The following is a 25,339-nucleotide window of genomic DNA, read 5'->3' as shown; positions in this document are numbered from 1 at the left end:
TCCGGTCCGGAGAGTCGAATTCCCTTTTACAGGCAAGGAGAAACGGGTGACGCGCGTTCCTTTGACGATCGTCGGCGTCGGCGGATCCACCCGGCAGGGCTCCTCCACCGAGCGAGCCCTGCGTGCGGCGCTGCGCGGGGCCGGACAACTCGGCGCGCGCACGGTGTGCCTGACCGGCCCCGGCCTCGCCCTGCCGCACTACGCCCCCGAGCACACGGGCGACCCGCTGCGCCGGCGTCTGGTCGAGCTGATGGGATCGGCCGACGGCCTCGTCATCGCCGCACACGCCTGCCACGGCACTCTCTCCGGCTTGAGGAAGAACGTCCTCGACCACGCCGAAGACCTCCGCTCGCGGCCGCGGCCGTACTTCGGCGAGCGCCCGGTCGGCTGCCTCACCACCGCCCGCGGAGCCCAGGGAGCCGCGTCCGCCCTCGCCTCACTGCGGGTCACCGTCCATGCGCCGCGCGGCCGGCCCAGCCCGCCGGGCGTGAGCATCGACACCCCCCGCGACGTCTTCGACGCGGTCGGCGCCTGCCAGGACCCGCGCATCCACGACCAGCTGCGCACGATGGCCCGACAGGTCGTGGAATTCGCCCGCATGCGCAGTGCACACACCGCGTCCGCACCCGGGGAACGTCATCCCGTACGGGCCTGAATCCCGGCCCCTCGCACCCGTTTCATCTCTCTGAAAGGCGCCGAAATGACCGGCAACGGATTCGCCCCGCCACCGCAGAACGACAAGATTGGCGGGCCCTCCACCACCGAACTCGCGGGCACCGTCATCGAATACACGTACTCCACCGGAAACCGCTACCGGATGGAATTCGACCCGCAGACCCTCACCTTCCACCTTCTCGAAGGATCGGCGCCCCCGCACACCGTCACCCTGCCCTACCGTGCCCGGCTCATCCGCTGCGAGCTGTACCTGGTCACCTGGATCGTCAAGCCCGGTATCCACGTGACCCTCCTCGTCGACCTGGCGGAGCGGCTCGTCCACGTGAGCGCGATGATGCCGCCCAATCAGTGGGAGTTCTTCGACCTGGGGCACATCAGCGTCGTCCAGCTGCCGGAGGAGTCGCACCTGTGAGCGACCAGGGCATCGGCAGCTGGCCGCACCGACGGGCCCGCATCGATCCCGCCGGCACCGCCCTGCGCCAGGGCGAGCGGACGCTGTCGTACGCGCGGCTCGCCGAGCGCGTCGACGGGCTCGCCGGGGCCCTGGCCGCGCGCGGCGTCCGCAGCGGCGACCGGATCGCCCACCTCGGCTGGAACAGCCTGGGCGCCTTCGAGCTCTTCTTCGCCGCGGGCCGCCTCGGCGCGCTCTTCGTCCCCCTCAGTCCCCGTCTCGCACCGGCCGAGATCACCCACCTCATGAAGGACTGCGCCCCGGCCGCCGTCTTCCACGGCCCCGAGCACGCGCAGGTGGCCGAAGAGACCTGTGGCGGCGCAGGCCTGGTCGCGGGTCCCGCGGAGCAGGAGGCCATGACCGGCGAAGTGGCCCGGCCGCCGCGGCGCACGGTCGGCCTCGACGACCCGGCCGTCGTCCTCTACACCTCCGGTACCACCGGCCTCCCCAAGGGGGCCGTCCTCACCCACGGCAACCTGCTCTTCAACACCCTCAACCAGATCGCCCACGTCGACGTCCTCTCCACCGACGTCGCCCTGTGCGTCGCCCCGCTCTTCCACGCCACCGGCCTCGGTCAGGCGAGTCTGCCCACGCTGTTCAAGGGCGGCACCGTGATCGTGGACCGCTTCCGCCCGGACGCCACCCTGAGGACGATCGCCGTGCGGCGCGTCACCTGCTTCTCCGCCGTGCCGACCATGCTCCAGATGCTCTGCGAGCACCCGGACTTCGCGCACACCGACCTGTCCGGCCTGCGCTACGTCATCTACGGCGGCTCGCCCGCCTCCGCGCGCGTGGCCCGCGCCTGGCAGCGGCGCGGGGTGACCCTGCTGCATGGCTACGGCATGACCGAAGCCGCGCCCGGGGTCACTCTCGCCACCGCCCGCGGTGCCGCCGAGCGCCCGTTGTCGGCCGGGCCCGTGCACTTCTTCAGCGACATCCGCCTCGACGGTCCGGTACCCGAAGGCCCGGGGGAACTGCTCGTGCGCGGGCCGAACGTCTTCACCGGCTACTGGAGACGCCCGGCCGACACCGCGGCGGTGTTCACCGACGGCTGGCTGCGCTCCGGGGACATCGTGCGGGTCGGCGAGGAAGGCTGGGTCGAGGTCGTGGGGCGGACCAAGGACGTCATCATCTCCGGTGGGGAGAACATCCATCCGGCCGAGGTCGAGGCCGCCATCGACGCGCTGGACGGGGTGAAGGAGTCCGCGGTCGTCGGCGTACCCGACGAGCGGTGGGGCGAGGTCGGCGTCGCGCACGTCGTCCCGGAGCACCCGGGCGCCGTCACCGAGGAGCAGGTACTGTCCCAACTGCGCGACCGCGTCGCCGCGTTCAAGATCCCGCGCCGCGTCCGGATCAGAGGGGACCTCCCCCGTACCGGCAGCGGCAAGGTCATCAGACGGGCCCTGCGGGACGACAGCGCGTGAGGCGGGTGTCCTGACCGGCCGACCGCACAGCTCGGCCGGCGACTTCACGATCCCGGAGCGCCCGTGCGGCATCGGCACGGGCGCTCCGGCGCACCCCTCCTACGCGCCCTCGCCGACCTCGCACGGCCAGCCCTGCCGCCCCAGCTCGCAGGCGAGCTTCTCGGCCGCCCCGGCCGCGACGAGCAGCTCGACCGTGCCCGAACGGCCCGCGTCGTGCTGGATCGTGACGTCCTCGATGTTCACCCCGAGCGTGCGGGTGTCGTCGAGCAGCCGGGCGAGCTCCCCGGGTTCGTCCCCGATGCGGACCAGGACGGCCTCGCACGGGATCCGCGCGCCGCCGTGCTTGCCGGGCAGGCGGCCGTGGCCCGTCTGCCCGCGCCGGAGAGTGTGCCGGACCAGCTCCGCGCCCTCGCGCCGCACATCCTGTCCGGCCTGGGAGGAGCGGCGCAGCGCGTTCGCGACGCCTTCCAGATCCTGGGCGAGGTCCTCGAGGACGTCGGCCACGGCGGCGGAATTGGCGGTGAGGATCTCCACCCACAGGTCCGGGTCCCCGCCCGCGATACGGGTGACGTCGCGCAGGCCCTGCCCGGCCAGGCGGAGTTCGCCGTCGGTGGCGTACTGGAGGCGCGCGGCCATCAGCGCGGAGACGACATGGGGCGCGTGGGAGACGAGGGCCACGGCGCTGTCGTGCAGGCCCGGCGTCATCATCACCGGTACCGCGCCGCAGCGGTGGACGAGTTCCGTCGCCGCCCGCAGGGCGTAGGGACCGGTGCGCCGGGAGGGGGAGAGCACCCAGGCGCGGCCGTCGAAGAGCCCAGCCTGGGCGGCGAGAGGACCGGAACGCTCGCGACCGGCCATGGGGTGGCCGCCGACATAGGTCCCGGCGTCACAGCCGAGGGCGACGACGTCCCGCCAGGGCTGGACCTTCACACTGGCGACGTCCGTGTAAGCCCGTGCGACGCCCCGCCGCTGCAAGGCGCGCAGGGTCCGGCCGACGTGCGCGGGCGGTACGGCGATGACGGCGAGGTCCACCGGGCCGTCCGCGGTCTCGGTGACGCCGGCGCCGAGGGAGGCGGCCGTTCGGGCATGGGCGGGGTCATGGTCGTCGAGGTGGACGGTGACGCCCTGGCCCGTGAGGGCGAGGGCGATGGAGGTGCCGATCAGACCGGTGCCGACGACGGCCACGGTGCCCAGGACGCGCTGGTCGTCGGCGGGCGGGGGCGCCGGGGCCGGACCGAGTATGGGGCTGTGCAACGGGTTCTCCTGAAGCTGGTCTTCCGGATCCTGTCGGGTAACGGGTGCCGGCCCCGCCCGGCAGGGGGCGAGGCCGGCGGGTCGGTGGGCGCCGCGGGCCGGGATCAGGCCCGGCAGTCGCAGCGTCCGGCGACGGTCCAGTGCTTGTGGACGAGGGCCTGCCGCTCGGCTTCGTCGGCGAGGGCGAGGGCCAGGTCCGGGAGGTCGATGCCGGCGGGCACACCCCGGTCGAAGAGCATGTAGTCGACGCCCAGGTGGTAGCAGCCCTGCCCGGGGCCCGGCCGGTAGAGCCAGGGCGGGGACAGGAAGCTCCACCGGAAGTCGGTGCGGTGCTCGAACAGATCGAGCGCGATGCGGCAGCCCTCCAGCAGGGGGACGCGCGTCCAGGACTCGACGCGCTTCTCCAGTTCGGGGTCGCTCGCCCCGGCCGGGACGAGGCCGCTCTCCTTGCGCCGGGCGGCCTCGTGGAAGAAGCCCTCACCGGTGATGTCGCCCAGCCAGCTCAGGTGCTCGGCGGGCATGCTGCCGAAGTACCAGGCGGGAAAGCGCGGGTCGTCGAACATCTGCGTGTGCGGATCGACGTACAGGGAGGCGGCGCCCCCGACGTACATCAGGTAGCCGGCGCCGGAGCGCCGGAACGCCTGGATGATGCGGCGGGTTCCCTCGGCCTGCCGGTAGTAGACCTCCGGATCGACCTCGTGGCCGCCCGAGAAGCAGGAGACCACGACGTCGTGGCCGGCCAGCACCTCGCCGAGCGCGGGGACGTCGAAGACGTCGCAGACGACGTGTGCGAGGTTGTCCGGGGCGTCGCCGCTCGTGGCGCGGCGGGCGATGCCGGTCACCTCGTGGCCACGGCGGAGCAGTGTGTCGACGAGGGCGGTGCCGGTCATGCCGGTGTGCCCGATCACGGCGATCCTCACGACTGCGGCTCCCGGACGGCCGGAAGGGAGACGGCCAGCGCCGGGTTGACCGGGTTGGGCGGCTCGCCCCCGAGGGCGACGACGCCGGCCATCTGCAGCACGGCGTCCTGGGCCACGGCGTGCTGGCACATCGTGTTCACATCGCGCAGCCACCGGTCGAACGGGCTGGTCCTGCGGTAGACCGCGGCACCGCCGACCAGGTCGTACAGGCGCTGCACGACGCGGCGGGCGGTCTGGAAGGCGAAGGTCCGCGCGAGCGCGGCGTCGATGCGTTCCTTGCGCAGGTCCTCCCGGTCGCCGCACAGCACCTCCCACTGCAGGGACAGTGACTCGTACACGCTCGCGCGGGCGGCGTTGAGTTCCATCTGGGAGCGGCCGATCGCCTCGTGCACCCGGAAGTCGCTCGTCCACGGCGTTCCGGTCTCGCGGTCGGCGCGGCCCTCCGCGAGGTCGACGGCGTGGTCGAGGGCGGCGCGGGCGAGGCCGAGGGGGATGCCGGGCATCTTGCGCTGCACCGCGTCCGGGGTGCGCAGCAGCGGGCCGGGCCGCCGGGGCCGGGTCAGGGCGAAGGCGTGCTCGGCGGGGACGAACAGGTCCTGGCAGGAGTAGTCGTTGCTGCCGGATCCGGCGAGGCCGGTGGTGTACCAGGTGTCGTGGATCTCGAACTGCCCGGGCCGGGCCGCGAACACCCGCCACTGGCGGGGTTGGCCGGTGAGCGGGTCCGGGACCGGCACGCCGTCCTCGTGGACGAGGCAGGAGGCCATCAGTACCTGGCAGTGGTGGACGCAGGACGCGAACCGCCACTGCCCGCTGATCACATAGCCACCGGTGACCTTCTCCGCCTTCCCCGTGGGGAACAGCGCCCCGGCGGTGATGGTGTCGAGGTCCTGGTACAGCTCCCTGGCCACGCCGTCGTCGAGGTATCCGGCGTAGATACCGGAATCCATGCCGATCATCGCGCACCAGGCGGCCGAGGCGTCGCCCTGGGCGAGGAGTTCGAGGAGCTGGGCCTGTTCGGGCGAGGTGAGTTCGGGACCGCCCCACTCGGTGGGCATGACGGCCCGCCACGCTCCGACCTGGCGCAGGACGTCCACGATGTCGTCGGGCAGTCGCCGCCGCTCCTCGATGCGCGAGGCGGCGTCGCGCAGGAGCGGGATGGCGTGGCGGGCGCGGGTGAGGACGTCGGCCGCGGAGGCGGGCGGAGCGTCCCAGCGGACCGCTCTGGCGGGCTCGGTGCGGGTGGCGGTGGTCATGAGCTGTGGAAGTCCTTGCTGCCGGTGGTCGGGTCAGTGCACGGGAGCGGCGGCCGGGGCCGTCTCGTCCGTGCCGGGCGTGAGCTCGCCCTGGCGCTGCCAGGGCCGGGCGATGGCGACGAGACAGAGGAGGGCGGCGGCGAAACCGATGATCATGAGGGTGGCCATGGGCTTGTCGCTGTCGGTGCCGAACGCGCCGACGACAGGGGCGGCGATACCGCCGAAGAGGCACTGCCCCGCGCCGATGAGGGCGGAGGCGGCTCCCCCGGACCGGCGGCCGATCTCCTGGCCGATCGTCATGACCGACGGAATCGTCAGGCCCATCGCGAACATGCACAGGAACATGAAGATCAGCGAGGTGGCGAGCGTGTTCCCCGCGGACACGGCGACGACGGCGTGCGCGGCGGAGGCGATGACGCCGACGCCGACACCGAGGGTGAGGAGCCGGTTCAGGCCGGCCTTCGCGGCGAGGTTCGCGACCATGGCACCGCCGATCAGGACGCCGATCGCGGTGAGCGCGAAGGACAGGCTGTACTCGGTCTCGGACAGGTCGTAGATGTCCTGGAAGACGAAGCTGGAGCCGGAGATGTAGGCGAACAGGGCGATGTTGGCGAAGGAGAACGTGAGCACGTACCCGAGGAACGGCCGCTGCCCGAGCAGCTCCTTCATGGCCTTGAACGCCGGGCCGACCCCGCCCTTGTGCCGCTGCCCGGGCGGCAGGGACTCCGGGAGCCCGGTGGCCACGGCAGCCATGAGGATCACGCTGAGGACGGCGAGGACCACGAACAGGGCCCGCCAGGAGGAGGCGCGAATGATCAGGCCGCCGAGGACGGGGGCGATGATCGGGGCGACGGCGAAGATGACCGACAGGATGGAGAAGCGCTTGGCCGCCTCCGCGCCGCGATACCAGTCGCCGACGACGGCACGCGCGAGAACCATGCCGGCGGAGCCGGACACACCCTGCAGGACACGGGCCGCGTCGAGCAGCTCGGCGTTCGTGGCGAACGCGCACAGCAGGGAGAACACGGCGAACAGCGCCGAGCCCCAGATCAGCAGTCTGCGGCGGCCCGTCGAGTCGCTGACGGGACCGAGGAGGAGCTGCCCGATCAGCATGCCCAGCAGATAGGCGGTCAGGGCCAGCTGCACGCTGGAGTCACTGGCGTGCAGGTCATCGGCCATGTCCGGGAAGCCGGGCAGCAGCATGTCCGTGGCCAAGGGGGTGATCGCCGTGAGTAAGGCGAGGAGCAGGATGACCGCGCCCCCTCGACGTGGCGGCGCGGCGTGGAGCGGATGGGCTTCCATGGAACGACCTTCCGTACGAAGAGGGTTGAGTCGCAGGGGTGCCCGGCCGGTGACCCCGCCCAAGATAGTTACACTATGGTTCAGTGGTTAACAATATGGAGGCTGTTCCGTGATCCCTTCCACTCCCACCGACCTCGTAGCGGGCTGGTGGCGTCAGGCCCGGCCTGATCTCGACACCCACTCGATGGGCATCTTCGGGCGCCTCAGGCGCCTGCACGTGCTGGCCGAACTCGAGGCCCAGACCACCCTCGCCGGTGCCCAGCTCACCTCCAGCGAGCTGGACGTCCTCATCACCCTCCGGCATGCCGAGACCCCGCTGATCGCCCGCAACATCGCGGTGCTGCGCGGCTGTTCACGCGCGGCGATGAGCAACATCCTGGCCAAGATGGAGAAGCGGGGCCTGGTCGTGCGCGAGCCGAACCCCGCCGACCGGCGCGCGGCCCTGGTCTGCCTCACCGACCAGGGCAGACGGCTCACCGACGAGGTGTTCCCGCAACGGCTCGCCAAGGAGGCCGATCTGCTCTCCCAGCTCAGCGAGGGCGAGCAGCGGAACGTCACCGAGGCCCTCGATCTGCTCATCAACGCCATGCTGCGCCGCTCCCCGCTCCCACAGGAGGCGGCGGATGTCCTGAACACCCGCACCACCGGCCCCTGAGGCACCCAGGGGCCATAAGGAAATCGAATCAACGGGGGACACACATCGTGCGACGCGATCTCGACATACGCCCTTTGCGTACCTTGGTCACCATCGTGGACACCGGAGGCTTCCGCCGTGCCTCCGAAGTCCTCAACATCTCCCAGCCCGCCGTCTCCCAGCACATCAGCAAGCTGAACGCCCTCATCGGCGAACCCGTCTTCCGCGAGACCGGCCAGAGCCTGCGTCTGTCCGCCACCGGCGAGGAGCTGCTGCGCTTCGCCCGGCAGCTCGTGCGCACCAATGACGAACTCGTCCTGCGCCTGTCGGCCGCCAAGCGGGGCCACCGCCTCACCCTCGGCGTGTGCGACACCCTCGTCGGTGTCATCCCGAACCTCATCACCGCCCTCCAGGAGCATGTCCCCCTCCCCCGGATGTCCGTCCAGACCGGCCCGGGAGGCCACCTCAGCGACCAGCTGGCCGAAGGCGCCGTCGACATGGTGGTGCGGCTCGGCGCCCCCGAGGGCCCCGCGGACGAGGTCATCGGCGCCGTCGAGTGCACCTGGTTCGGCCACGCCGGTCTGCTGACCGAGACCAACCCGGTACCGCTCGCCGTGTTCGCCGAGCGCGAGGCGCCCCTGCGCCGGCTCGCCGAGGACACCCTGACCGAACGCCGGATCACCTGGCACGTCGCCTACGAGGGCGTCGGCGTCGAGGACGTCGTCACCGTCACCCGGTCCGGCTTCGGCATCAGCCTGCTGTTCAGCGCCGCCGGGCACCGCTGGCACCTGCCCGTCCTGCCCCCGGACCTGCTGCCCGAGCCCGTACGCAGCCTGCCGGTCGTCCTCACGGCCGGATCCCGCCTCGCCGACGACCTCACCGGGACCGTCCGGGCCGCGGTGCACCGGGTGATGAGCGACTACACGACGCAGGAAGCCCCTGCCCGCGGAGGTGTGACCCTCCAGGGATGACGGCCCGTGCTGTGCCCGAGGCCGGGACCTGCCGTCGTTCTCGCCGAGTCCGGTCAAGACCCCGGCACGTCTCGGTGCCCTTCGCGTACGTGCGGATCCGGCCTCAGGGCTCCGCGTCCTCGCCCGTCCAGGGCCGGGCCGTCGCCCATCCCGCCAGCAGCCCCGCGCCCGCCGTGACCGCGGCGAAGCTCAGCGCGTTGCCCGCCGCCGCGATCACGGCCAGCGCGGTCAGGGCCGCGCCCGCGGTCAGCGCGACCGGAGTGGAGCGCGGGGTGCGCCACAGGGCGTGGAGGGCCCAGCCGAACGTGGCGGCCAGCAGGATCACACCGACCAGCCCCTGCTCGGCCGCCTGCTGGAGCGGGGCGGAGTGGGGTCTGCCGTCGGACAGCGCTCCCTGTGACGCGGCCGTGCTCAGCTCGCCGAACCGGCCGGGACCGACGCCGAGGCCCGTGTCCCGGCGGGCCAGCCGCAGGGCGTCCTGCCACAGCTGGACCCGGTGCGCCGTGAGCCGGCCCTCCAGCGCCTCGGCGAGACCGGCGGGCAGGGCACCCGCGGCGAGTGCCCAGATCGTCCCCGCCACCAGGGCCGCCGCGAGGGCCAGACCCACGATGGCGGCGCCGCGGTGGTGCATCGAGCCCGCGGCGAGCGAGCACAGCAGTACGGCCGCACTGGCCGCGCAGCCGATGGCCGACCCGACAGCGGCCCCGGCGAGTACGGTCCCGGCGGCCAGCAGCCGCAGACCGAGCCGCGGCAACGGTCCACGGGCGGCCCAGGCGGCACAGCATGCCGCGCCGGTGGCCAGCGCCAGCAGGGCGGTGGTGGCACCGGCGTGTCCGAGCGGGACGGCGTACCGGGGACCGGGGGAGAGGTCGGGCACCGCCACGGCCAGGACGAGCCCGGCCGCCGCGCCGGCACAGGGCGCGGCCACGGGCAGCAGCGCTCCCGAGATCCGGCCCGCGGCATAGCCGGCGGCCACGGCGAGCACGGCGAGCAGGACACCCTCGGGCCGGCCGTCGTGCGCGGCGGCCGTGATCAGCGACCAGGCGGCGCACGCCCCCAGAAGGATCATGCCCGTCCCGTCAGAAACGTTTCGCCTGGCGCTGTAGGCATCCGCGCCGTACGCGCCGGCAGTGGACCTCGTCCCTGTCGACCCCACCCGTCGCCCCTTGTACCCCGGTGCCCCGACCCTCTGGCAGGCCCCGGCCGCACGCACCGGGACCGGCCGCACCGCTGAGGCTGGGGCACACCGTAACGGCTGATGACCGGTTTGTGGACGAGTTGCGCAGGAACGTCGTGATTCCCGCACGGCACGGGCCCGGGCGGGGCCTTCGCGGGCCCGGCCCGGGCCCGCGAAGCCGCGCTGTCGGCGGCTATGTCAACCGCCGTACACTCCCCGGGTGACCGTCACCGCAACTTCCGTGGACCAGTCCGATCAGCTCCGGCCGTCCACCGCGCCGACCGCGCGCGTCCGCCGGCTTCGGCGGCTGGTCCCGGCCGTCGCCTCCGCGCTGTGCGGAGTGCTGCTCTACGTCAGCTTCCCGCCGCGTCCCCTGTGGTGGCTGGCCCTGCCCGCCTTCGCCGGGTTCGCCTGGGTGCTGCGGGGCCGTAGCTGGAAGGCGGCACTCGGCCTCGGCTACCTCTTCGGGCTCGGCTTCATGCTGCCGCTGCTGGTGTGGACCGGAGTGGAGGTCGGCCCGGGTCCCTGGCTCGCGCTGGCCGCGATCGAGGCGGTCTTCGTCGCCCTCGTCGGCGTGGGCACCGCCGCGGTCTCCAAGCTGCCGGCCTGGCCCGTGTGGGCCGCCGCCGTCTGGATCGCCGGAGAGGCGGTACGCGCGCGCGTGCCCTTCCGCGGCTTCCCCTGGGGCAAGATCGCCTTCGGTCAGGCGGACGGTGTCTTCCTGCCGCTCGCCGCGGTGGGCGGCACCCCGGTGCTCAGCTTCGCCGTCGTCCTGTGCGGGTTCGGCCTCTACGAGGCCGGGCGCCTGATCGCCGAGGGGCGCAAGACCCGGGCCGTGCGGCGCGGGGCCGCGGCCGCCGCGCTGCTGAGCGTCGCCGTTCCGGTCGCGGGTGCGGTCGCGGCCCGGTCACTGGTGAGCGACAAGGCCGAGGACGGCACCGCGACGGTCGCGGTCATCCAGGGCAACGTGCCGCGCTCCGGGCTGGAGTTCAGCGCCCAGCGGCGGGCCGTGCTCGACTACCACGCACGCGAGACGCTCAAGCTGGCCGCCGCCATCAAGGCGGGCAAGGCCCCGAAGCCCGACTACGTGCTGTGGCCGGAGAACTCCTCCGACATCGACCCCTTCACCAACCCCGACGCGGCCGCGGTCATCGACGGTGCCGCCAAGGCCGTCGGGGTGCCCATCTCGGTCGGCGGGGTCGTCGAGAGGGACGGCAGGCTGCTCAACGAGCAGATCCTGTGGGACCCGGCCAAGGGACCGACCCAGACCTACGACAAGCGGCAGGTGCAGCCCTTCGGCGAGTACCTCCCGCTGCGCGGGCTCGTCGGCGCGATCAACAAGAACTGGACCAGCATGGTCCGCCAGGACTTCAGCCGGGGCGGCAAGCCGGGCGTGTTCGACATCGACGGCGCCAAGGTCGGCCTCGCCACCTGCTACGAGGCCGCCTTCGACTGGGCCGTACGGGACACCGTGACGCACGGCGCGGAGATGATCTCCGTGCCCAGCAACAACGCCACTTTCGACCGCAGCGAGATGACCTACCAGCAGCTCGCCATGTCCCGCGTCCGCGCCGTCGAGCACAGCCGGACCGTGACCGTCCCGGTCACCAGCGGCGTCAGCGCGATCATCATGCCGGACGGGAAGATCACCCAGAAGACCGGCATGTTCGTGCCCGCCTACCTGGTCCAGAAGGTGCCGCTGCGCACCTCCGAGACGCCCGCGACCCAGCTGGGCATCCTGCCCGAGATCGCGCTGGTGCTGGTCGCGGCGGGCGGTCTGGGCTGGGCGATCGGGTCCGGGATGCGGGCCCGGCGGGCCGGGGACGCGTAGCCGTACGCCCGCTGTACGCCCGCCGTACGTCCGGGGAATCCACCGGGCCGAGGGAACCGGCCCCGATTAGGGTCGGTTCCATGGCTACTCCTGACTTCATCCGCACGATAAGGGCCTCCGCAGGCCATCAGCTGCTGTGGCTCCCCGGTGTCAGCGCCGTCGTCTTCGACGACCAGGGCAGAGTCCTGCTGGGGCAGCGCGCGGACAACCACAGGTGGGCGGTGCTCTCCGGCATACCGGACCCCGGCGAACAGCCGGCCGCCGCGGCCGTGCGCGAGGTGTACGAGGAGACGGCCGTACGGTGCGTCGCCGAGCGGATCGTCATGGTGAGGTCCGGGGACCGGGTCACGTTCGGCAACGGCGACATCTGCCAGTTCCTGGACGTCACCTTCCGGTGCCGCGCCGTCGGCGGCGAGGCACGGGTCAACGACGACGAGTCGCTGGACGTCGGCTGGTTCGAGGTGGACGCGCTGCCGGCGATGGACGAACACCAGCTGTCGCGGATCAAGCAGGCCCTGTCCGATGAACCCACATGGTTCGAGCCCACGAGTTTTGAATGAAGTATGGGGCGTGACCATATGTGGACGGGAAGGAGCGCTGTCTAGGGTCGGCCCATGACCCAGTCCAGCGCCCTCTGCGGCCCCCACGCCCCCTCGCTCGACCTCGGTGGCCGTACCGCCCTCGTCACCGGCGCCGCCGGCGGCATCGGCGGAGCCTGCGCGCTGCGGCTGGCCGCCGCCGGGGCCAAGGTGAGAGCGGTCGACCGGGACGCGGCGGGCCTGGACGCGTTGGCAGAGCGGGCCCGGCATCTGGCGGGCACGGTCGAACCGCACGTCCTGGACCTCACCGATCTGGACGCGGCCGAACTCCTGGCCGCCGGCACCGACGTCCTGGTCAACAACGCGGGACTGCAGCTGGTGCGTCCCCTGGAGGACTTTCCGCCCGACGTCTTCCACACGGTGCTGACCGTGATGTTGGAGGCACCGTTCCGGCTCATCCGCGGCGCGCTCCCGCACATGTACGCCCAGGGCTGGGGCCGGATCGTCAACATGTCCTCCGTCCATGGACTGCGCGCCTCGGCCTTCAAGTCCGCCTATGTGGCCGCCAAACACGGTCTCGAAGGGCTCTCCAAGACGGCCGCCCTGGAGGGCGCCCCCCACGGTGTGACCTCCAACTGTGTGAACCCGTCCTATGTGCGCACCCCACTCGTCGAGAAGCAGATCGCCGACCAGGCCCGGGCGCACGGGATCCCCGAACAACGAGTCCTGGCCGAGGTCCTGCTGAAGGACAGCGCCGTCCAGCGGCTCATCGAACCGGAGGAGGTCGCCGAGGCCGTGGCCTACCTGTGCGTGCCACAGGCGTCCTTCATCACCGGCACCTCGCTGGTGCTCGACGGCGGATGGACGGCCCACTGAGCGGCCCGGCGGCGCCGGGCAGCCCCGTGGTGCGGCGGGAGCCGGCGGCACCGGACCCGGGAGTTTTCCACAGGCCCGACGGGCCGAGCGGCGGATGCGGAATCCTGTGACCATGTCTCGCGATCACGCCCGGTCAGCCGGGCGCCCGGTCACCGGCGGCGCACCCGGTGACGTCGCCGAGGTCTCCGGCGGCTCCGACGGCGCTGCCGAGGCCCCGTACCTCGACCTGCTGGCCCGCGACGCCTCCGTGGAGGCGTACGAGCAGCCCGTACTGCTCGCCCGCGCCGCCGGACGGCCGGCCGACCGGATCGCCGCGCTGGAGCGCGCCAAGCTCCTCGCCCTGCGCGTCCGTTCCGAACTGGAAGGACGCCGCCGACGCGAGGCGGAACTGTCGGCGCTGTTCGAGACCGCCCACGACCTGGCAGGGCTCAGGGACCTGGACGCCGTCCTCCAGGCGATCGTGCAGCGCGCCCGCTCCCTGCTCGGCACCGACGTCGCCTACCTGAGCCTGAACAACCCGGCGCGCGGGGACACCTACATGCGCGTGACGGAGGGCTCCGTCGCCGCCCGCTTCCAGCAACTGCGCCTCGGCATGGGCGAGGGACTCGGCGGCCTGGTCGCCCAGACCGCGCGGCCGTACGTCACCGACGACTACTTCAAGGACGACCGCTTCCAGCACACCCTCGCCATCGACGCCGGCGTCCGCGACGAGGGACTGGTCGCCATCCTCGGCGTACCGCTGATGCTCGGACCGCACGTCATCGGCGTCCTCTTCGCAGCGGACCGGCGCGCCCGCGTCTTCGAACGCGAGCAGATCGCTCTGCTCGGGTCCTTCGCAGCGCTCGCCGCGGCCGCCATCGACACCGCCAACCTACTCACCGAGACCCGCACGGCCCTGGCCGGACTGGAGCGCGCCAACGAGATCATCCGGGACGGCAGCGCCGTCATCGAACGCGCCTCCGACGTGCACGACCGGCTCGCCGAACTCGTCCTGCGCGGCGGTGGAGTCCACGACGTGGCGGCGGCCGTCTCCCAAGTCCTCGACGGCACGGTCGAGTTCACCGAGACGGGTGCGGCATCCGCCGGGGCACTGGAGGCGTCCCGCGCCGAGGGACACGCCGTACGGCACGAGAGCGACTGGATCGCCGCGGTGGCCGCGGGCGGCGAACTCCTCGGCGCGCTCGTGCTGCGCGGCCACCCGGACCTGGACCCGGTCGACCAGCGCACCCTGGAACGCGCGGCGATGGTCACCTCGCTGCTCCTGCTGGCCCGCCGCTCCGCCGCCGAGGCAGAACAGCGCGTGCGCGGCGAGCTGCTGGACGACCTCCTGGACGCCCGCGACCGGGACCCGCGCCTGCTGCGCGAACGCGCCGCCCGTCTGCACGCCGACCTGGCGGCCACCCATGTCGTCCTCACGGCCCGCCTGGAGGGGCCGGCGGCCGACGCCGAGGAGGAAGCCGCGGCCCGCCGTCGCCTGTGGTCCGCGGCCTCCCACCTCGCCGCCACCCGGCAGGGCCTGGCCGCGGCCCGCGACGGCGGCACGGTCCTGCTGCTCCCGCTCACCACCGCCGACACCGCCACGGACGTGGCCCGCCGCACCGCCCGCCACCTCGGCACAGCCGTCCACCTGCCCGTCACCGTCGGCGCCTCCGCCCCCGTCACCGACCTCGCCACCCAGCCGGACACCGTGGCCGCCGCCTACACGGAGGCCCGCCGCTGCCTGGACGCGCTGCGCCTCCTGGGCCGTGCCGGAGACGGCGCCGCGCCAGAGGACTTCGGCTTCCTCGGCCTGCTCCTCGCGGGCGAACGGGACGTCGGCGGCTTCGTCGAGCGCACCATCGGCCCGGTCGTGGCCTACGACGAACGACGCGGCACGGAGCTGCTGCACACCCTGGAGGCGTACTTCGCCGGTGGGATGAGCCCGGCCCGCACCAAGGACGCACTCCACGTGCATGTGAACACGGTCGCCCAGCGGCTGGAGCGGGTGGGCCGCCTCCTGGGCGAGGACTGGCAGACTCCGGCCCGCGCACTGGAGATCCAACTGGCCCTGCGCCTGCACCGTTTGGCGGCACCTGGACCGCACTGATCCGCACTGGACCGCGCCGGGTCGCATGGGATCGCGCTGAGCCGCATCGGGACGGACTGACCGGTCCCGCGTGGGGCCGGTCCTCGGCGGAAGCCGGTGCGCCCCCTTCAGACGGCCCGCGTCCCTGCCGCCGAACTCTCCGCCGCGTGCTCGTCGTCCCCACCCTGAACCTCGGCGAGATCCCGGTGCCGCGTCTCCCTGGCCACACCCACGGCGATCAGCGTCAGCACGGCGGCCGCGATCACGTACAGGGCGATCGGGGTGGAGCTGCCGTAGTCGGAGAGCAGCGCGGTGGCGATGAGCGGGGCGGGCGCACCGGCCGCCACCGAGGCGAACTGCGCGCCGATGGAGGCACCGGAGTACCGCATCCGGGTGGCGAACATCTCGGCGAAGAAGGCTGCCTGCGGCGCGTACATGGCGCCGTGCAGCACCAGTCCGACGGTCACGGCCAGCACCAGGTACCCGAACACGCCGGTGTCCACGAGCGAGAAGAACGGGAACATCCACAGGCCGACACCGGCCGCACCGAGCAGATATACGGGCCGCCGCCCGACCCGGTCGGAGAGCGCGCCCCAGGCGGGGATGACGGCGAAGTGCACGGCGGACCCGACGAGGACGGCGTTGAGCGCGATCTGCTTCGAGACACCGGCCGAGGTGGTGGCGTAGACGAGGATGAAGGCGGTGATGACGTAGTAGCTGATGTTCTCCGCCATACGGGCGCCCATCGCGACGAGTATGTCCCGCCAGTGCTGCCGCAGCACGGAGACCAGCGGCAGCTTCTCCGGGGCACCCGCTCGCCGGGACTCGGCCCGCTCCAACGCCTCCTTGAAGACAGGCGATTCATCGACGGAGAGACGAATCCACAAACCGACGATCACCAGCACTCCGGAGAGCAGGAACGGGATCCGCCATCCCCAGGCGCCGAAGGCGTCGTCCGAGAGCACGGCGGTGAGCAGCGACAGCACACCGGTGGCCAGCAACTGCCCGGCGGGCGCCCCCGTCTGCGGCCACGCGGCCCAGAAACCACGCCGCCGCGCGTCCCCGTGCTCGGACACCAGCAGCACGGCGCCGCCCCACTCACCGCCCAGCGCGAACCCCTGCACCAGACGCAACGTGGTCAGCAGCACGGGTGCGGCGGAGCCGACGGTCGCGTGCGTCGGCAGCAGCCCGATGGCGAAGGTCGCCCCGCCCATCAGCACCAGACTCAGCACCAGCAGCTTCTTGCGCCCCAGCCGGTCGCCGTAGTGCCCGAACACGAGCGCCCCCAGCGGGCGGGCCGCGAACCCGACGGCATACGTCAGGAACGACAGCAGTGTCCCGACGAGAGGGTCGGAGTCCGGAAAGAACAGCTTGTTGAAGACCAGCGCGGCGGCGGAACCGTACAGAAAGAAGTCGTACCACTCGATGGTCGTGCCGATGAGGCTGGCGGCGACCACGCGCTTCAGGTCGGCGGGTGGTGCGGGCGTTGGGGGAGCGGATGCTGCGGAGGCCATGTGCGCCACTTCCTCGTGTGCGGTGGGGACGGGTAGGTGTCGGCACACGGTAGGAAGATGCAGGTCAGGGGCACATGTGGTGGGGCACCATAGTTCGAGGGTTGGCTATGCGTGCGGCCAACATGCCGGCTCACGGAAGGGCGGTGCAGGGGCTCGAAGATGGTCGAAGTGAGTGCTGTCCGGGACGCACAGTTCGGGGTGATTTGACGGTGCGGTGCTGACTCCCGTGCTGGTTTGGTGCTGACTAAAAGGCCACGTCATCACCGGTGTTCACCCCTCCCGCGCTGATTTGGTGCTGACTGCGCTCCGTTGAACTCGGACATCTGGGGTTGATCGGCTCAGAGTCGTTGCGTGGCAGGTGACCGGACTGAGAGACCGAGCCCGGCCTCGCAGCTCAGCCTGTGCGGGCACAGGTCTTCGCATGGAGGCTGGCTTCGCCATCTCGTCGAGCGGCTCAAGAGGTCATCTCATTTGGGGTGTTCGATAGGCTCCAGGGGTCGGGATCGTTGAGCGGCTGGTGCCGGATGAGCTGTGGGAGTTGTTCCAGCGAGTGGTTCCGGAGGCGCCGAGTCGCCCTCAGGGAGGCGGCCGGCGCCGGCACGGTGACCGGGAAGTGCTGGCTGCGATCGTGTTCGTGGCCACGTCGGGCTGCACGTGGCAGCAGCTGCCGGCCGCCTCGTTCGGACCGTCGGGACCCACGGCTCACCCGCGTTTCACCGAGTGGTCGAAGGCCCGGGTGTGGGCGAAGCTCCATCGCCTGGTCCTCGACGAGCTCGGCTCCCGGGGTGAATTGGACTGGTCTCGCTGCGCGATCGACTCGGTGAACATGCGGGCCCTGGAAAGGGGGACCTGACAGGTCCGAATCCGGTGGATCGAGACAAGTACGGTTCGAAGATCCATTTGATCACCGAGCGGACCGGATTGCCCATCTCTATCGGCATCTCCGGTGCCAACCTGCACGACGGTCAAGCCCTCGAACCGCTCGTGCGCGGCATCCCGCCCATCCGCTCCCGTCGCGGTCCGCGCCGACGGCGGCCGGCCAAGCTCCACGGCGACAAGGGCTGCGACTACGACCACCTGCGCCGATGGTTACGCCAGCGCGGCATCCGGCAGCCGCATCACCCCGCAAAGGCATCGAGTCCTCCGAGCGGCTGGGACGGCACCGCTGGACCATCGAACACACCATGGCGTGGCTCGCCGGATGCCGCCGCCTGCACCGCCGCTACGAACGCAAGGCCGTCCACTTTCTGGCCTTCACCAGCATCGCCTGCACCCTCATTTGCTGCCGCAGACTCACCAAATGAGATGACCTCTTGGTTCAGAACGGCCCGTGGAGACTGCCCAGTCTGTCGGTCAGGCGAAGGTTCTCGGAGTAGTCCACGGGGCAAGCGATCACGGAGACCGCGTCGTCGTCGAGGGCCCTGCGCAGTACTGGCAAAAGCTGGTCGGCGGCCTCGATCCGGTAGCCGCGTGCGCCGAAGCTCTCGGCGTAGGCGACCAGGTCCGGGTTGGTGAACCGGGTGTGGCTGTGGCGGCCCAGTTCGAGTTCCATCTTCCAGGTGATCAGGCCGTATTCCTCGTCCACCAGGACCAGGACGACCAACGGGACGCGTTCACGGACGGCCGTCTCGAGTTCCTGGGAGTTCATCAGGAACGAGCCGTCGCCCATCATCGCCAGGACGCGCCGGTCCGGCCGGGCCAGCTTGGCGGCGATGGCACCCGGCAGCGCGAACCCCATCGTGGACAGGCCATTTGAAACCAGACAGGTATCCGGCTCGAAGGTCGGGTAGAGACGGGACATCCACATCTTTCCGGCGCCGGTATCGGCGAGCACGATGTCGTGGCGGTCCAACGCGGTGCGCACATCGCTCACGACGCGCTGCGGTACCAGGGGGAATGCGTCGCTGTCGCGTCCGTACTGCAGTTCTTCGTCGAGCAGCGTACGGATCTTCTCGCTCCTTCCCGCGTCGTAGGTGAGTCCCTCGGGGAGCGCTGCCGCGAGTGCGTCCAGCGCCTGCGAGGGGTCGCTTTCGACGCCCACGGTGACCGGGTAGTGGGCGTCCACCTCGGCGGGGAAGCGGTGAATGTGCACGATTCGCTTGTCGCCATTCGGGTTGATCTTGACGGGGTCGAACTCCTGGATCTCATACCCCACGCAGAGCAGCACATCGGCCGCGTCGAAGCCGAAGTTGCCGTAGTCGTGGCGCATGAAGCCGACCGCGCCGAGGGCGTTCGGATGGTCGTCGGGGAAGACGCCCTTGCCGTGGAACGTGGTCGCGACCGGGATGTTCAGCCGTTCGGCGAACCGCACCAGGGCGGCCGAGGCCCCGGCTCTCGCGGCGCCATGACCCGCCAGCACGACCGGGTGCCGTGCGGCCGCAAGCACCTCGGCGGCCCGTGCGATCTGGGAGGGTGACGGCGCGTCGGCCCGAACCGCGTCTCTCTGCAAGGGCGCCAGACGCTCGGCGGGACGCTCCGCTTCGATGTCCTCCGGGACTGCCAGGAACACGGCCCCCGGCCGCTCGCTCTGCGCTGTCTTGAACGCCTTGCGCGTCATCTCCGGCACCGCGTCCGGACACTCGATACGGGCCGACCACTGGGTGACGGGAGCGAACATCGATACCAGGTCGATGACCTGGTGCGACTCCTTGTGGATGCGGCGCAGGGAGCCCTGGGCGGCCAGGGCCACCATCGGTGCGCTGTTCGTCATGGCGTCCGCGGTACCGAGCAGCAGATTGATCGCGCCGGGCCCCAGCGTCGCCGAGCACACCCCAGCCCGGCCGGTCAGCCGGCCGTAGATCTCCGCCATGAACGAGGCGGCCTGCTCGTGGCGCACCAGGACGTACCGGATCCCGGAGCCGTTCAGTGCGTCGACGAAGCGGATGTTCTCCTCGCCGGGGATCCCGAAGACGTACTCCACGCCCTCGGCCCGCAGACAGCGCACCAGCAGGTGCGCGACGTCCTCAACTGCTGCCGTGTTCCGCGACTCGCTCGCGCCTTCGGTACCCATGAGACGAACGTAGGCGTGGCCACCGGTCCCGGCCACTCGTCGGCAGCCGGCCGGGGGGGCGCAACGCCGGAACCATTCGGAGGCGTTGTGGTGGCGCCTGCCGCGGTCGACCTGCAGGCTGGGCGCAGTGGATGAGTCGCCGCGCACCGCGCGGCGGCAGGGCTCCGGGAGGACCGTGTGACTACTTCGTCGCCCGCTACCGACACGCCGCCGGCCCGGTACGACGACCTACGTGCTCTGGTGTTCAACTGCACCTTGAAGCGCTCGCCGGAGACGAGCAACACCGAGGGGCTGATCGAGCGCAGCACCGCCATCCTGGACGCACAAGGAGTGCACGTCGACGTCGTACGGGCGGTGGACCACGACATCGCCACCGGCGTGTGGCCCGACATGAGGGAGCACGGCTGGCAGCGGGACGCCTGGCCCGACCTGTACCAGCAGGTCTTGGCAGCCGACATCCTCGTGCTGGCCGGCCCCATCTGGCTGGGCGACAACAGCTCCGTGATGAAGCAGGTGATCGAACGCCTGTACGCCTGCTCCAGCCTGCTCAACGAAGCCGGACAGTACGCCTACTACGGCCGCGTCGGCGGCTGTCTGATCACCGGCAACGAGGACGGCGTCAAACACTGCGCCATGAACGTCCTCTACAGTCTTCAGCACCTGGGCTACACGATCCCGCCCCAGGCGGACGCCGGATGGATCGGCGAGGCCGGTCCCGGCCCCTCCTACCTCGATCCCGGCTCGGGCGGTCCGGAAAACGACTTCACCAACCGCAACGCCACCTTCATGACCTGGAACCTGCTGCACCTGGCCCGGGCGCTGAAGGACCTGGGCGGCATCCCCGCCTACGGCAACCAGCGCACCGCCTGGGACGCAGGCTGCCGCCGCGACTACGAAAACCCCGAGCACCGGTAGCGGGATGCCGATGGCAAGTGGCGGTCGGCCGTCGGGTTCGGCCCCTCGCAGTGGGCCGGCGCGCCGGGGGCCGGACGAAAAGCGCGCACGGGAGCGGCTGAGGCGTGTGCGGGCCGGTGGGGCGGCTGCGGTGGCGTCGGCGGCAGCCCGTACCCGTACGGCGGCGCAGCGCGTCAGCCAGATGCCCCCGCCCCCGGGGCCGTTCCGGCCGGGATTTTGGCGCAGTCCGATCCGCGGGCCCTGGCTGACGTCGGTGTTCGGACTGGTCCTCCTGATCTGTATTCCTCTGCTCTTCGTCACCGGACTGCTGTCCTACGCCTCCTACAATCCCGGCCTGAGTCCACTCAATGACGAGACACCCGACAAGGGCGTGCTGGGCTTCTACCTCTTCAGCTGGCCGACGCACCCGTACTGGTTCTACCGGCTGCTCCAGGGCGTCCATGTGACGTTGGGCGTGGTCCTCGTCCCGGTCCTGCTGGCCAAGCTGTGGTCGGTCATCCCGAAGCTCTTCGAATGGCTGCCCGTGCGCTCCGTCGCTCACGGACTCGAGCGGCTGTCCCTGCTGATGCTGGTCGGCGGCGTCATCTTCGAATTCGTCACCGGTATCCTCAACATCCAGCTCTACTACGTCTTCCCGGGCTCCTTCTATCGCCTGCACTTCTACGGTGCCTGGGTGTTCATCGCCGCCTTCGTCGTCCACGTGTGCCTCAAGCTCGGCTGGATGACACGGGCCCTGCGCTCGCGCAGTCTGAGTGCCGAGCTGCGCACCGACCTCGCCCACACCGTTCCCGAACCACCCGACCCCGACGGCCTGGTGGCAGCTGCCCCCGCTCAGCCGATGATGACCCGCCGCGGTGCGTCCGGGGCGGGCTCGCACTGTGCCGGTCGGTCTTCGACCGTCTGCCGGCCGAGAGTGGCTGGCAGACGGTTCTGCTCATCGACGGCAACATCGGCATCGGAGGCGACCCTCGCAGCCTGCTGCACCGCTGTGGTGGACTCATGGCCCCGGCGGGACGCCTCGTCATCGAGGTCGACCCCGATGACATCGAGGAGCTGTGCACGGTGCGGTTCGAGGACCTCCAGGGCCACAGCGGTCCGCCTTTCCCCTGGGCGCGGCTGGGGCGACGCGCGCTCCAAAGGGTCGCCGAGGACCTCGCCCTTAGCATCACCGACCAGTGGACGAGCGGACACCGCTGTTTCCTCACCCTGGCTCATCGGAGATCTTCCTTGGTCGACCCAGGCGAGGGACCAAGCTGGGTGAGCGTGGCACGAGTTTGAGGAATGGCGTGTGTCACCGTCATCCGGCCCACCCGGACCCGTACGCCGGGATGAGCGTCGGCGTCCTCGTCGAGGCGGCGTACCTTGCCCCTCGATCTGTCACTGTCTCCAACGATCGCTCGGAAAAGGTTCGGTATGCCGGGCTCCGAACTCTATGAGAGATTCATGGCACTGCACACCCGTGACGGCGGCCTCGTCCTGCCGAACGCATGGGACGGCCTCTCGGCGCTGATGCTGGCCGATGCCGGCTTCGAGGCGATCGCGACATCGTCAGCGGAGCTCGCTGCCACGCTCGGCCGGTCCGACGGGCGTCACGAAGTCACCCGTGGCGAGCACCTCGAGCATGCGCGGCTGTTCGGTCAGCTCACCGGGCTGCCCGTCAACGGAGACTCCCAGGACGGCTACGGCGACGCGCCTGAAGACGTCGCTGCCTTCACCTTCATCTGAACACCCACTCGGAAACCAAAACCCACAACACATACGAGGAAGGGGACAATCTCAATGAAAGCCATTGTGGTGACCGACCAGGCCGCGGGAACGGCCGGGATGACGCTGACGGAGCGGCCTGAGCCGCCCGCGGCTATCAACGACGTCATCGTTCAGATTCACGCATCGGGCTTCGTCCCGACCGAGATGGAGTGGCCATCGACCTGGACCGATCGCGCCGGTCGTGACAAGACACCGTCGATCCCCGGCCACGAGCTGGCCGGAGTGGTCACCACCCTCGGCTACGGCACGACGGGGCTGTCGGTCGGGCAGCGGGTGTTCGGCCTCGCCGACTGGCACCGCGACGGCACCCTGGCGGAGTACGTGGCGATCGAAGCACGCAACCTCGCACCGCTGCCCGGCGACGTCGACTTCACGGTAGGTGCGTCCCTGCCAATCTCAGGTCTGACCGCGTGGCAGGGGCTGTTCCAGCACGGCCGCCTTCAGGCCGGCCAGACTGTCCTTGCCCATGGCGCGGCCGGGGCAGTCGGGACGATGGTGACCCAGCTCGCACGTGAGGCCGGCGCTTACGTCATCGGAACTGGACGCGCCGCCGACCGTGAGAAGGCACTCGACTTCGGCGCGCATGAGTTCGTCGACCTTGAGAAGGACGCGCTGAAAGACGTCGGCGGCGTCGATCTGGTCTTCGATGTCATCGGTGGCGACGTTCAGAAGCGGTCCGCTGCCCTGATCAAGGCCGGAGGAACGCTGGTGTCCATCGTCGGCCCGGTCGAGGCGCGGCCCACTGACGGCCTGGCGGTGGACTTTGTTGTCGAGGCCGATCGTGCCGAACTGGGTGAGATCGTGCAGCGGGTGCGGGATGGACGGCTGCGGACAAACATCGGCGACGTCGCGAGCTTGGATGATGCCGTCGGTGCCCTTAACTCGACCACGCGACGCAGCGGGAAGACAGTCATCCGGGTACGCCCGTAGGGAGTGATGGCCACAGTCCGACTGGCGGGTCATCCTCACGGTGTACGAGATGAAGCGGCTCAGCCGCGACGCCGCCGAACTCACCGCGCTCGCCGACCACCTGTTCGCCCACGGCCTGGTGCTGGAGATGCTCGCCGGCCCCCTCGCGGGAATGTACGACCCCAGCGGGCACGGCAAGCTGCTCTTCGCATTCTTCGCGGCGGTCGCGGAGACCGAGCGGGAGAACATCCGCGAGTCGACCCTGGAAGGCTTCGCCGCCGCCCGCGGCCGGCCGTCATCACCGAGGACATGGTGCACACCGTCCTGCGGCGCCGGGCGGGCGGCGAGTCCGTCGAGCAGATCCAGCCCGACCTGATCATCCCCACCGGCAAGCGCAAGAGACAGAACCCCTCTGTCGCGAGCATCTACCGGGCGCTAGCCGAACACGCCAAACGCGAGGCGTACCCCGAAGCCGTCGCCCAGGCCCACACCGACTTCGCCACATGCTTCACCGTCCATCGACGCCAAACCGAACGGGACCTCAGACATCACTCCCATGTCACCCCCTGGTGACCTACGGAAAGAGGTTGTGACACAGTTGCCGTATCCCTCCTCGTGACGCCTTGCCAGGCGTGAAAATTGGGTCGGCGGCTGTCCGTTGACGTCGGCAGAAACTTGGGGGAGGGAGCGATCCCGCGACACAGTCTGATGCCGGAGCTGGTCTGAGGGGCCGTGCACTATTGCGCTCGAGCCCATCACCAAGGGCAGGGGGCGTTTCCCTTGCATCCGCCACCTCTTCTCCAACATCGGGCGCACCAACATCCTCATGTACTCCCTCGTTGACCGGCTTTGGCGTAACGCGAAGAAGGCGGCGGGCATCTCGCGCAGGATCACCACGCATTGGCTTCGGCACTTCTTCGCCTCCGCCGGCCTGTCGAAGGGTGTTCCGGTGACGGACATGGCTGAGTGGCTGGGGCATCGCGACCCGAGGATCACCCATCAGACCTATGCGCACGTGATGCCCGACGCTCCGGAGCGCTTGGGGTATCTGATGGATGCCGTCTTCACCATTCAGACGGAGCTCAATCTGCCCCTCGAGTTCGAAGCAGTGGTCGAGGCGGCCTGACGTAAATCTGTGAGCGCGTGGTGCCCTCAGCCAGACGTCTGGCTGAGGGCACCACGCCTTCGACTTGATCGCGTCCGGGCCGGCTGGGAGGTCGGCGCTAGTGGCGCAGGTCGCGTTACGGTGAGTGACGGTCTTTGGTGCCTGTCGTCAGATCCGCAGCCAGCCGGATCGGGCACGTCCTCGTTCCGCACCCAGCACGAGACTTTCCGGTGCTGGTTCGGTGCTGACTTCGGAGGGTCAATGGCGGAAAAACCGCAGGTCGTAGCTCTGATCGGATGAGTTGTCGTACCACTCGATGGTGGTGCCGATGAGGCTGGCGGCGACGATGCGGGGGAGGCTGGATGGAGCTGGGGGAGCGGTCGTGGAAGACGACATCGGCACCACTTCCTGGGCTTCGACGGGGACGTTTACGTGTCGCCACACCGTAGGAACGGGCAGGTCAGAGGCGTATGTGGTGGGGCACCATAGTTACCGGCGTGGGAGTGCGTGCGGCAACCATGGAGGTGGTGTGGGGGCCTCCGCGGTGGCCTCAGCGAAGGCGTGAAAGGTGCTGTCCGAGTTGCAATGTTCGGGCATGTTTTGGGGCGCCGTGCTGACTTGGTGCTGACTACGCAGCGTAGAAGTCCGACATGGGCCGCAGATCGGGCGTCGCAGTTTGGGGTTGGGCCTGCGGGGCGCGCAGTTCTCGGGCTGCCGTTCACGCGAAGCCTCGGAGTCAGAAGCGCT

23 protein-coding genes and 1 pseudogene are annotated in these 25,339 nt (G+C 70.7%); 17 read left to right on the top strand and 7 right to left on the bottom strand.

Features of this window, described 5'->3' with window-relative positions:
• Positions 1-46: 46 nt before the first annotated feature.
• From AVL59_RS29680 to AVL59_RS29670, 3 genes are read left to right on the top strand one after another with little or no spacing between them, the layout of a single operon-like run.
• A complete protein-coding gene (locus AVL59_RS29680; RefSeq protein ID WP_067310479.1) occupies positions 47-655 on the top strand; it encodes an NADPH-dependent FMN reductase in 609 nt (202 codons plus the stop codon).
• 45 nt (positions 656-700) lie between these two features.
• Positions 701-1,087 (top strand): MoaF-related domain-containing protein, encoded by a 387-nt coding sequence (locus AVL59_RS29675; protein WP_067310476.1) that lies wholly within the window; start codon positions 701-703, stop codon positions 1,085-1,087.
• The gene (locus AVL59_RS29670; protein ID WP_067310473.1) at positions 1,084-2,550 is read left to right on the top strand and encodes an acyl-CoA synthetase; all 1,467 of its coding nucleotides are present in this window, start codon (positions 1,084-1,086) and stop codon (positions 2,548-2,550) included. The genes AVL59_RS29675 and AVL59_RS29670 overlap by 4 nt, the downstream gene beginning before the upstream one ends.
• Before the next feature lie 99 nt (positions 2,551-2,649).
• Here AVL59_RS29670 and AVL59_RS29665 read toward each other — a convergent pair whose 3' ends face one another.
• The 4 genes from AVL59_RS29665 to AVL59_RS29650 form a co-directional block, all read right to left on the bottom strand.
• Entirely contained in the window at positions 2,650-3,804 is a 1,155-nt protein-coding gene (locus AVL59_RS29665; RefSeq protein WP_237281724.1) for a prephenate dehydrogenase, read from the bottom strand.
• A gap of 104 nt (positions 3,805-3,908) precedes the next feature.
• Complete coding sequence (locus AVL59_RS29660; protein WP_067310470.1) at positions 3,909-4,724, bottom strand: NAD(P)-dependent oxidoreductase; 816 nt, start codon at positions 4,722-4,724, stop codon at positions 3,909-3,911.
• Positions 4,721-5,977, bottom strand: a complete 1,257-nt coding sequence (locus AVL59_RS29655) for an acyl-CoA dehydrogenase family protein (protein WP_067310467.1) — start codon at positions 5,975-5,977, stop codon at positions 4,721-4,723. Before AVL59_RS29655 ends, AVL59_RS29660 begins: the two co-directional genes overlap by 4 nt.
• A 33-nt stretch (positions 5,978-6,010) precedes the next feature.
• Positions 6,011-7,279, bottom strand: a complete 1,269-nt coding sequence (locus AVL59_RS29650; protein WP_067310464.1) for a multidrug effflux MFS transporter — start codon at positions 7,277-7,279, stop codon at positions 6,011-6,013.
• Between the two features lie 109 nt (positions 7,280-7,388).
• Here AVL59_RS29650 and AVL59_RS29645 point away from each other — a divergent pair, with 109 nt between their 5' ends.
• Together AVL59_RS29645 and AVL59_RS29640 are read left to right on the top strand one after the other, a co-directional pair.
• Entirely contained in the window at positions 7,389-7,934 is a 546-nt protein-coding gene (locus AVL59_RS29645) for a MarR family winged helix-turn-helix transcriptional regulator (RefSeq protein WP_079147067.1), read from the top strand.
• Between the two features lie 47 nt (positions 7,935-7,981).
• The gene (locus tag AVL59_RS29640) at positions 7,982-8,884 is read left to right on the top strand and encodes a LysR family transcriptional regulator (protein WP_067310461.1); all 903 of its coding nucleotides are present in this window, start codon (positions 7,982-7,984) and stop codon (positions 8,882-8,884) included.
• A 103-nt stretch (positions 8,885-8,987) separates the two neighbouring features.
• Here the strand turns inward: AVL59_RS29640 and AVL59_RS29635 are convergent, their stop codons facing one another.
• Complete coding sequence (locus AVL59_RS29635; protein ID WP_067310459.1) at positions 8,988-9,953, bottom strand: O-antigen ligase family protein; 966 nt, start codon at positions 9,951-9,953, stop codon at positions 8,988-8,990.
• Between the two features lie 328 nt (positions 9,954-10,281).
• Between AVL59_RS29635 and lnt the strand changes: the two genes are divergently transcribed.
• The 4 genes from lnt to AVL59_RS29615 all read left to right on the top strand — a co-directional run bounded on the left by lnt (position 10,282) and on the right by AVL59_RS29615 (position 15,393).
• Positions 10,282-11,892, top strand: a complete 1,611-nt coding sequence (gene lnt / locus AVL59_RS29630; protein WP_067310457.1) for an apolipoprotein N-acyltransferase — start codon at positions 10,282-10,284, stop codon at positions 11,890-11,892.
• Between the two features lie 80 nt (positions 11,893-11,972).
• Positions 11,973-12,452: an NUDIX hydrolase gene (locus tag AVL59_RS29625; protein WP_067310454.1), complete on the top strand. Its 480-nt coding sequence runs from the start codon at positions 11,973-11,975 to the stop codon at positions 12,450-12,452.
• A 54-nt stretch (positions 12,453-12,506) separates the two neighbouring features.
• Complete coding sequence (locus AVL59_RS29620) at positions 12,507-13,307, top strand: 3-hydroxybutyrate dehydrogenase (RefSeq protein ID WP_067310451.1); 801 nt, start codon at positions 12,507-12,509, stop codon at positions 13,305-13,307.
• Positions 13,308-13,419: 112 nt separating this feature from the next.
• Positions 13,420-15,393 (top strand): helix-turn-helix domain-containing protein, encoded by a 1,974-nt coding sequence (locus tag AVL59_RS29615; RefSeq protein ID WP_208870466.1) that lies wholly within the window; start codon positions 13,420-13,422, stop codon positions 15,391-15,393.
• A gap of 107 nt (positions 15,394-15,500) precedes the next feature.
• Here the strand turns inward: AVL59_RS29615 and AVL59_RS29610 are convergent, their stop codons facing one another.
• Entirely contained in the window at positions 15,501-16,886 is a 1,386-nt protein-coding gene (locus AVL59_RS29610; protein WP_067310448.1) for an MFS transporter, read from the bottom strand.
• Between the two features lie 502 nt (positions 16,887-17,388).
• On the opposite strand from AVL59_RS29610, the pseudogene AVL59_RS50925 reads away from it, so the two are divergent.
• Positions 17,389-18,190 (top strand): annotated as a pseudogene (locus AVL59_RS50925) (IS5 family transposase).
• A 14-nt stretch (positions 18,191-18,204) separates the two neighbouring features.
• On the opposite strand, the gene AVL59_RS29595 reads toward AVL59_RS50925, so the two are convergent.
• Positions 18,205-19,896 (bottom strand): acetolactate synthase large subunit, encoded by a 1,692-nt coding sequence (locus AVL59_RS29595; protein ID WP_067310442.1) that lies wholly within the window; start codon positions 19,894-19,896, stop codon positions 18,205-18,207.
• 177 nt (positions 19,897-20,073) lie between these two features.
• On the opposite strand from AVL59_RS29595, the gene AVL59_RS29590 reads away from it, so the two are divergent.
• From AVL59_RS29590 to AVL59_RS29565, 7 genes are all read left to right on the top strand, one after another.
• Positions 20,074-20,811: a flavodoxin family protein gene (locus tag AVL59_RS29590; RefSeq protein ID WP_067310439.1), complete on the top strand. Its 738-nt coding sequence runs from the start codon at positions 20,074-20,076 to the stop codon at positions 20,809-20,811.
• A gap of 181 nt (positions 20,812-20,992) precedes the next feature.
• Positions 20,993-22,072 (top strand): hypothetical protein, encoded by a 1,080-nt coding sequence (locus tag AVL59_RS55140; RefSeq protein ID WP_237281937.1) that lies wholly within the window; start codon positions 20,993-20,995, stop codon positions 22,070-22,072.
• A 182-nt stretch (positions 22,073-22,254) separates the two neighbouring features.
• Positions 22,255-22,536: an isocitrate lyase/phosphoenolpyruvate mutase family protein gene (locus AVL59_RS29580; RefSeq protein ID WP_237281723.1), complete on the top strand. Its 282-nt coding sequence runs from the start codon at positions 22,255-22,257 to the stop codon at positions 22,534-22,536.
• A gap of 54 nt (positions 22,537-22,590) precedes the next feature.
• Positions 22,591-23,508 carry an NADP-dependent oxidoreductase gene (locus AVL59_RS29575; protein WP_067310437.1) on the top strand — a complete coding sequence of 306 codons (918 nt, stop codon included), beginning with the start codon at positions 22,591-22,593 and terminating at the stop codon, positions 23,506-23,508.
• A 49-nt stretch (positions 23,509-23,557) separates the two neighbouring features.
• Positions 23,558-23,863 carry a recombinase family protein gene (locus AVL59_RS55135; RefSeq protein ID WP_237281722.1) on the top strand — a complete coding sequence of 102 codons (306 nt, stop codon included), beginning with the start codon at positions 23,558-23,560 and terminating at the stop codon, positions 23,861-23,863.
• A complete protein-coding gene (locus AVL59_RS55130; RefSeq protein WP_237281976.1) occupies positions 23,797-24,060 on the top strand; it encodes a hypothetical protein in 264 nt (87 codons plus the stop codon). Before AVL59_RS55135 ends, AVL59_RS55130 begins: the two co-directional genes overlap by 67 nt.
• Before the next feature lie 166 nt (positions 24,061-24,226).
• Complete coding sequence (locus AVL59_RS29565; protein WP_308281864.1) at positions 24,227-24,613, top strand: tyrosine-type recombinase/integrase; 387 nt, start codon at positions 24,227-24,229, stop codon at positions 24,611-24,613.
• Positions 24,614-25,339: the final 726 nt, after the last annotated feature.

It is taken from the genome of Streptomyces griseochromogenes, from assembly GCF_001542625.1.
GTDB classification, from domain to species: domain Bacteria; phylum Actinomycetota; class Actinomycetes; order Streptomycetales; family Streptomycetaceae; genus Streptomyces; species Streptomyces griseochromogenes.
This window is presented reverse-complemented; position numbering and strand designations above follow the sequence as displayed.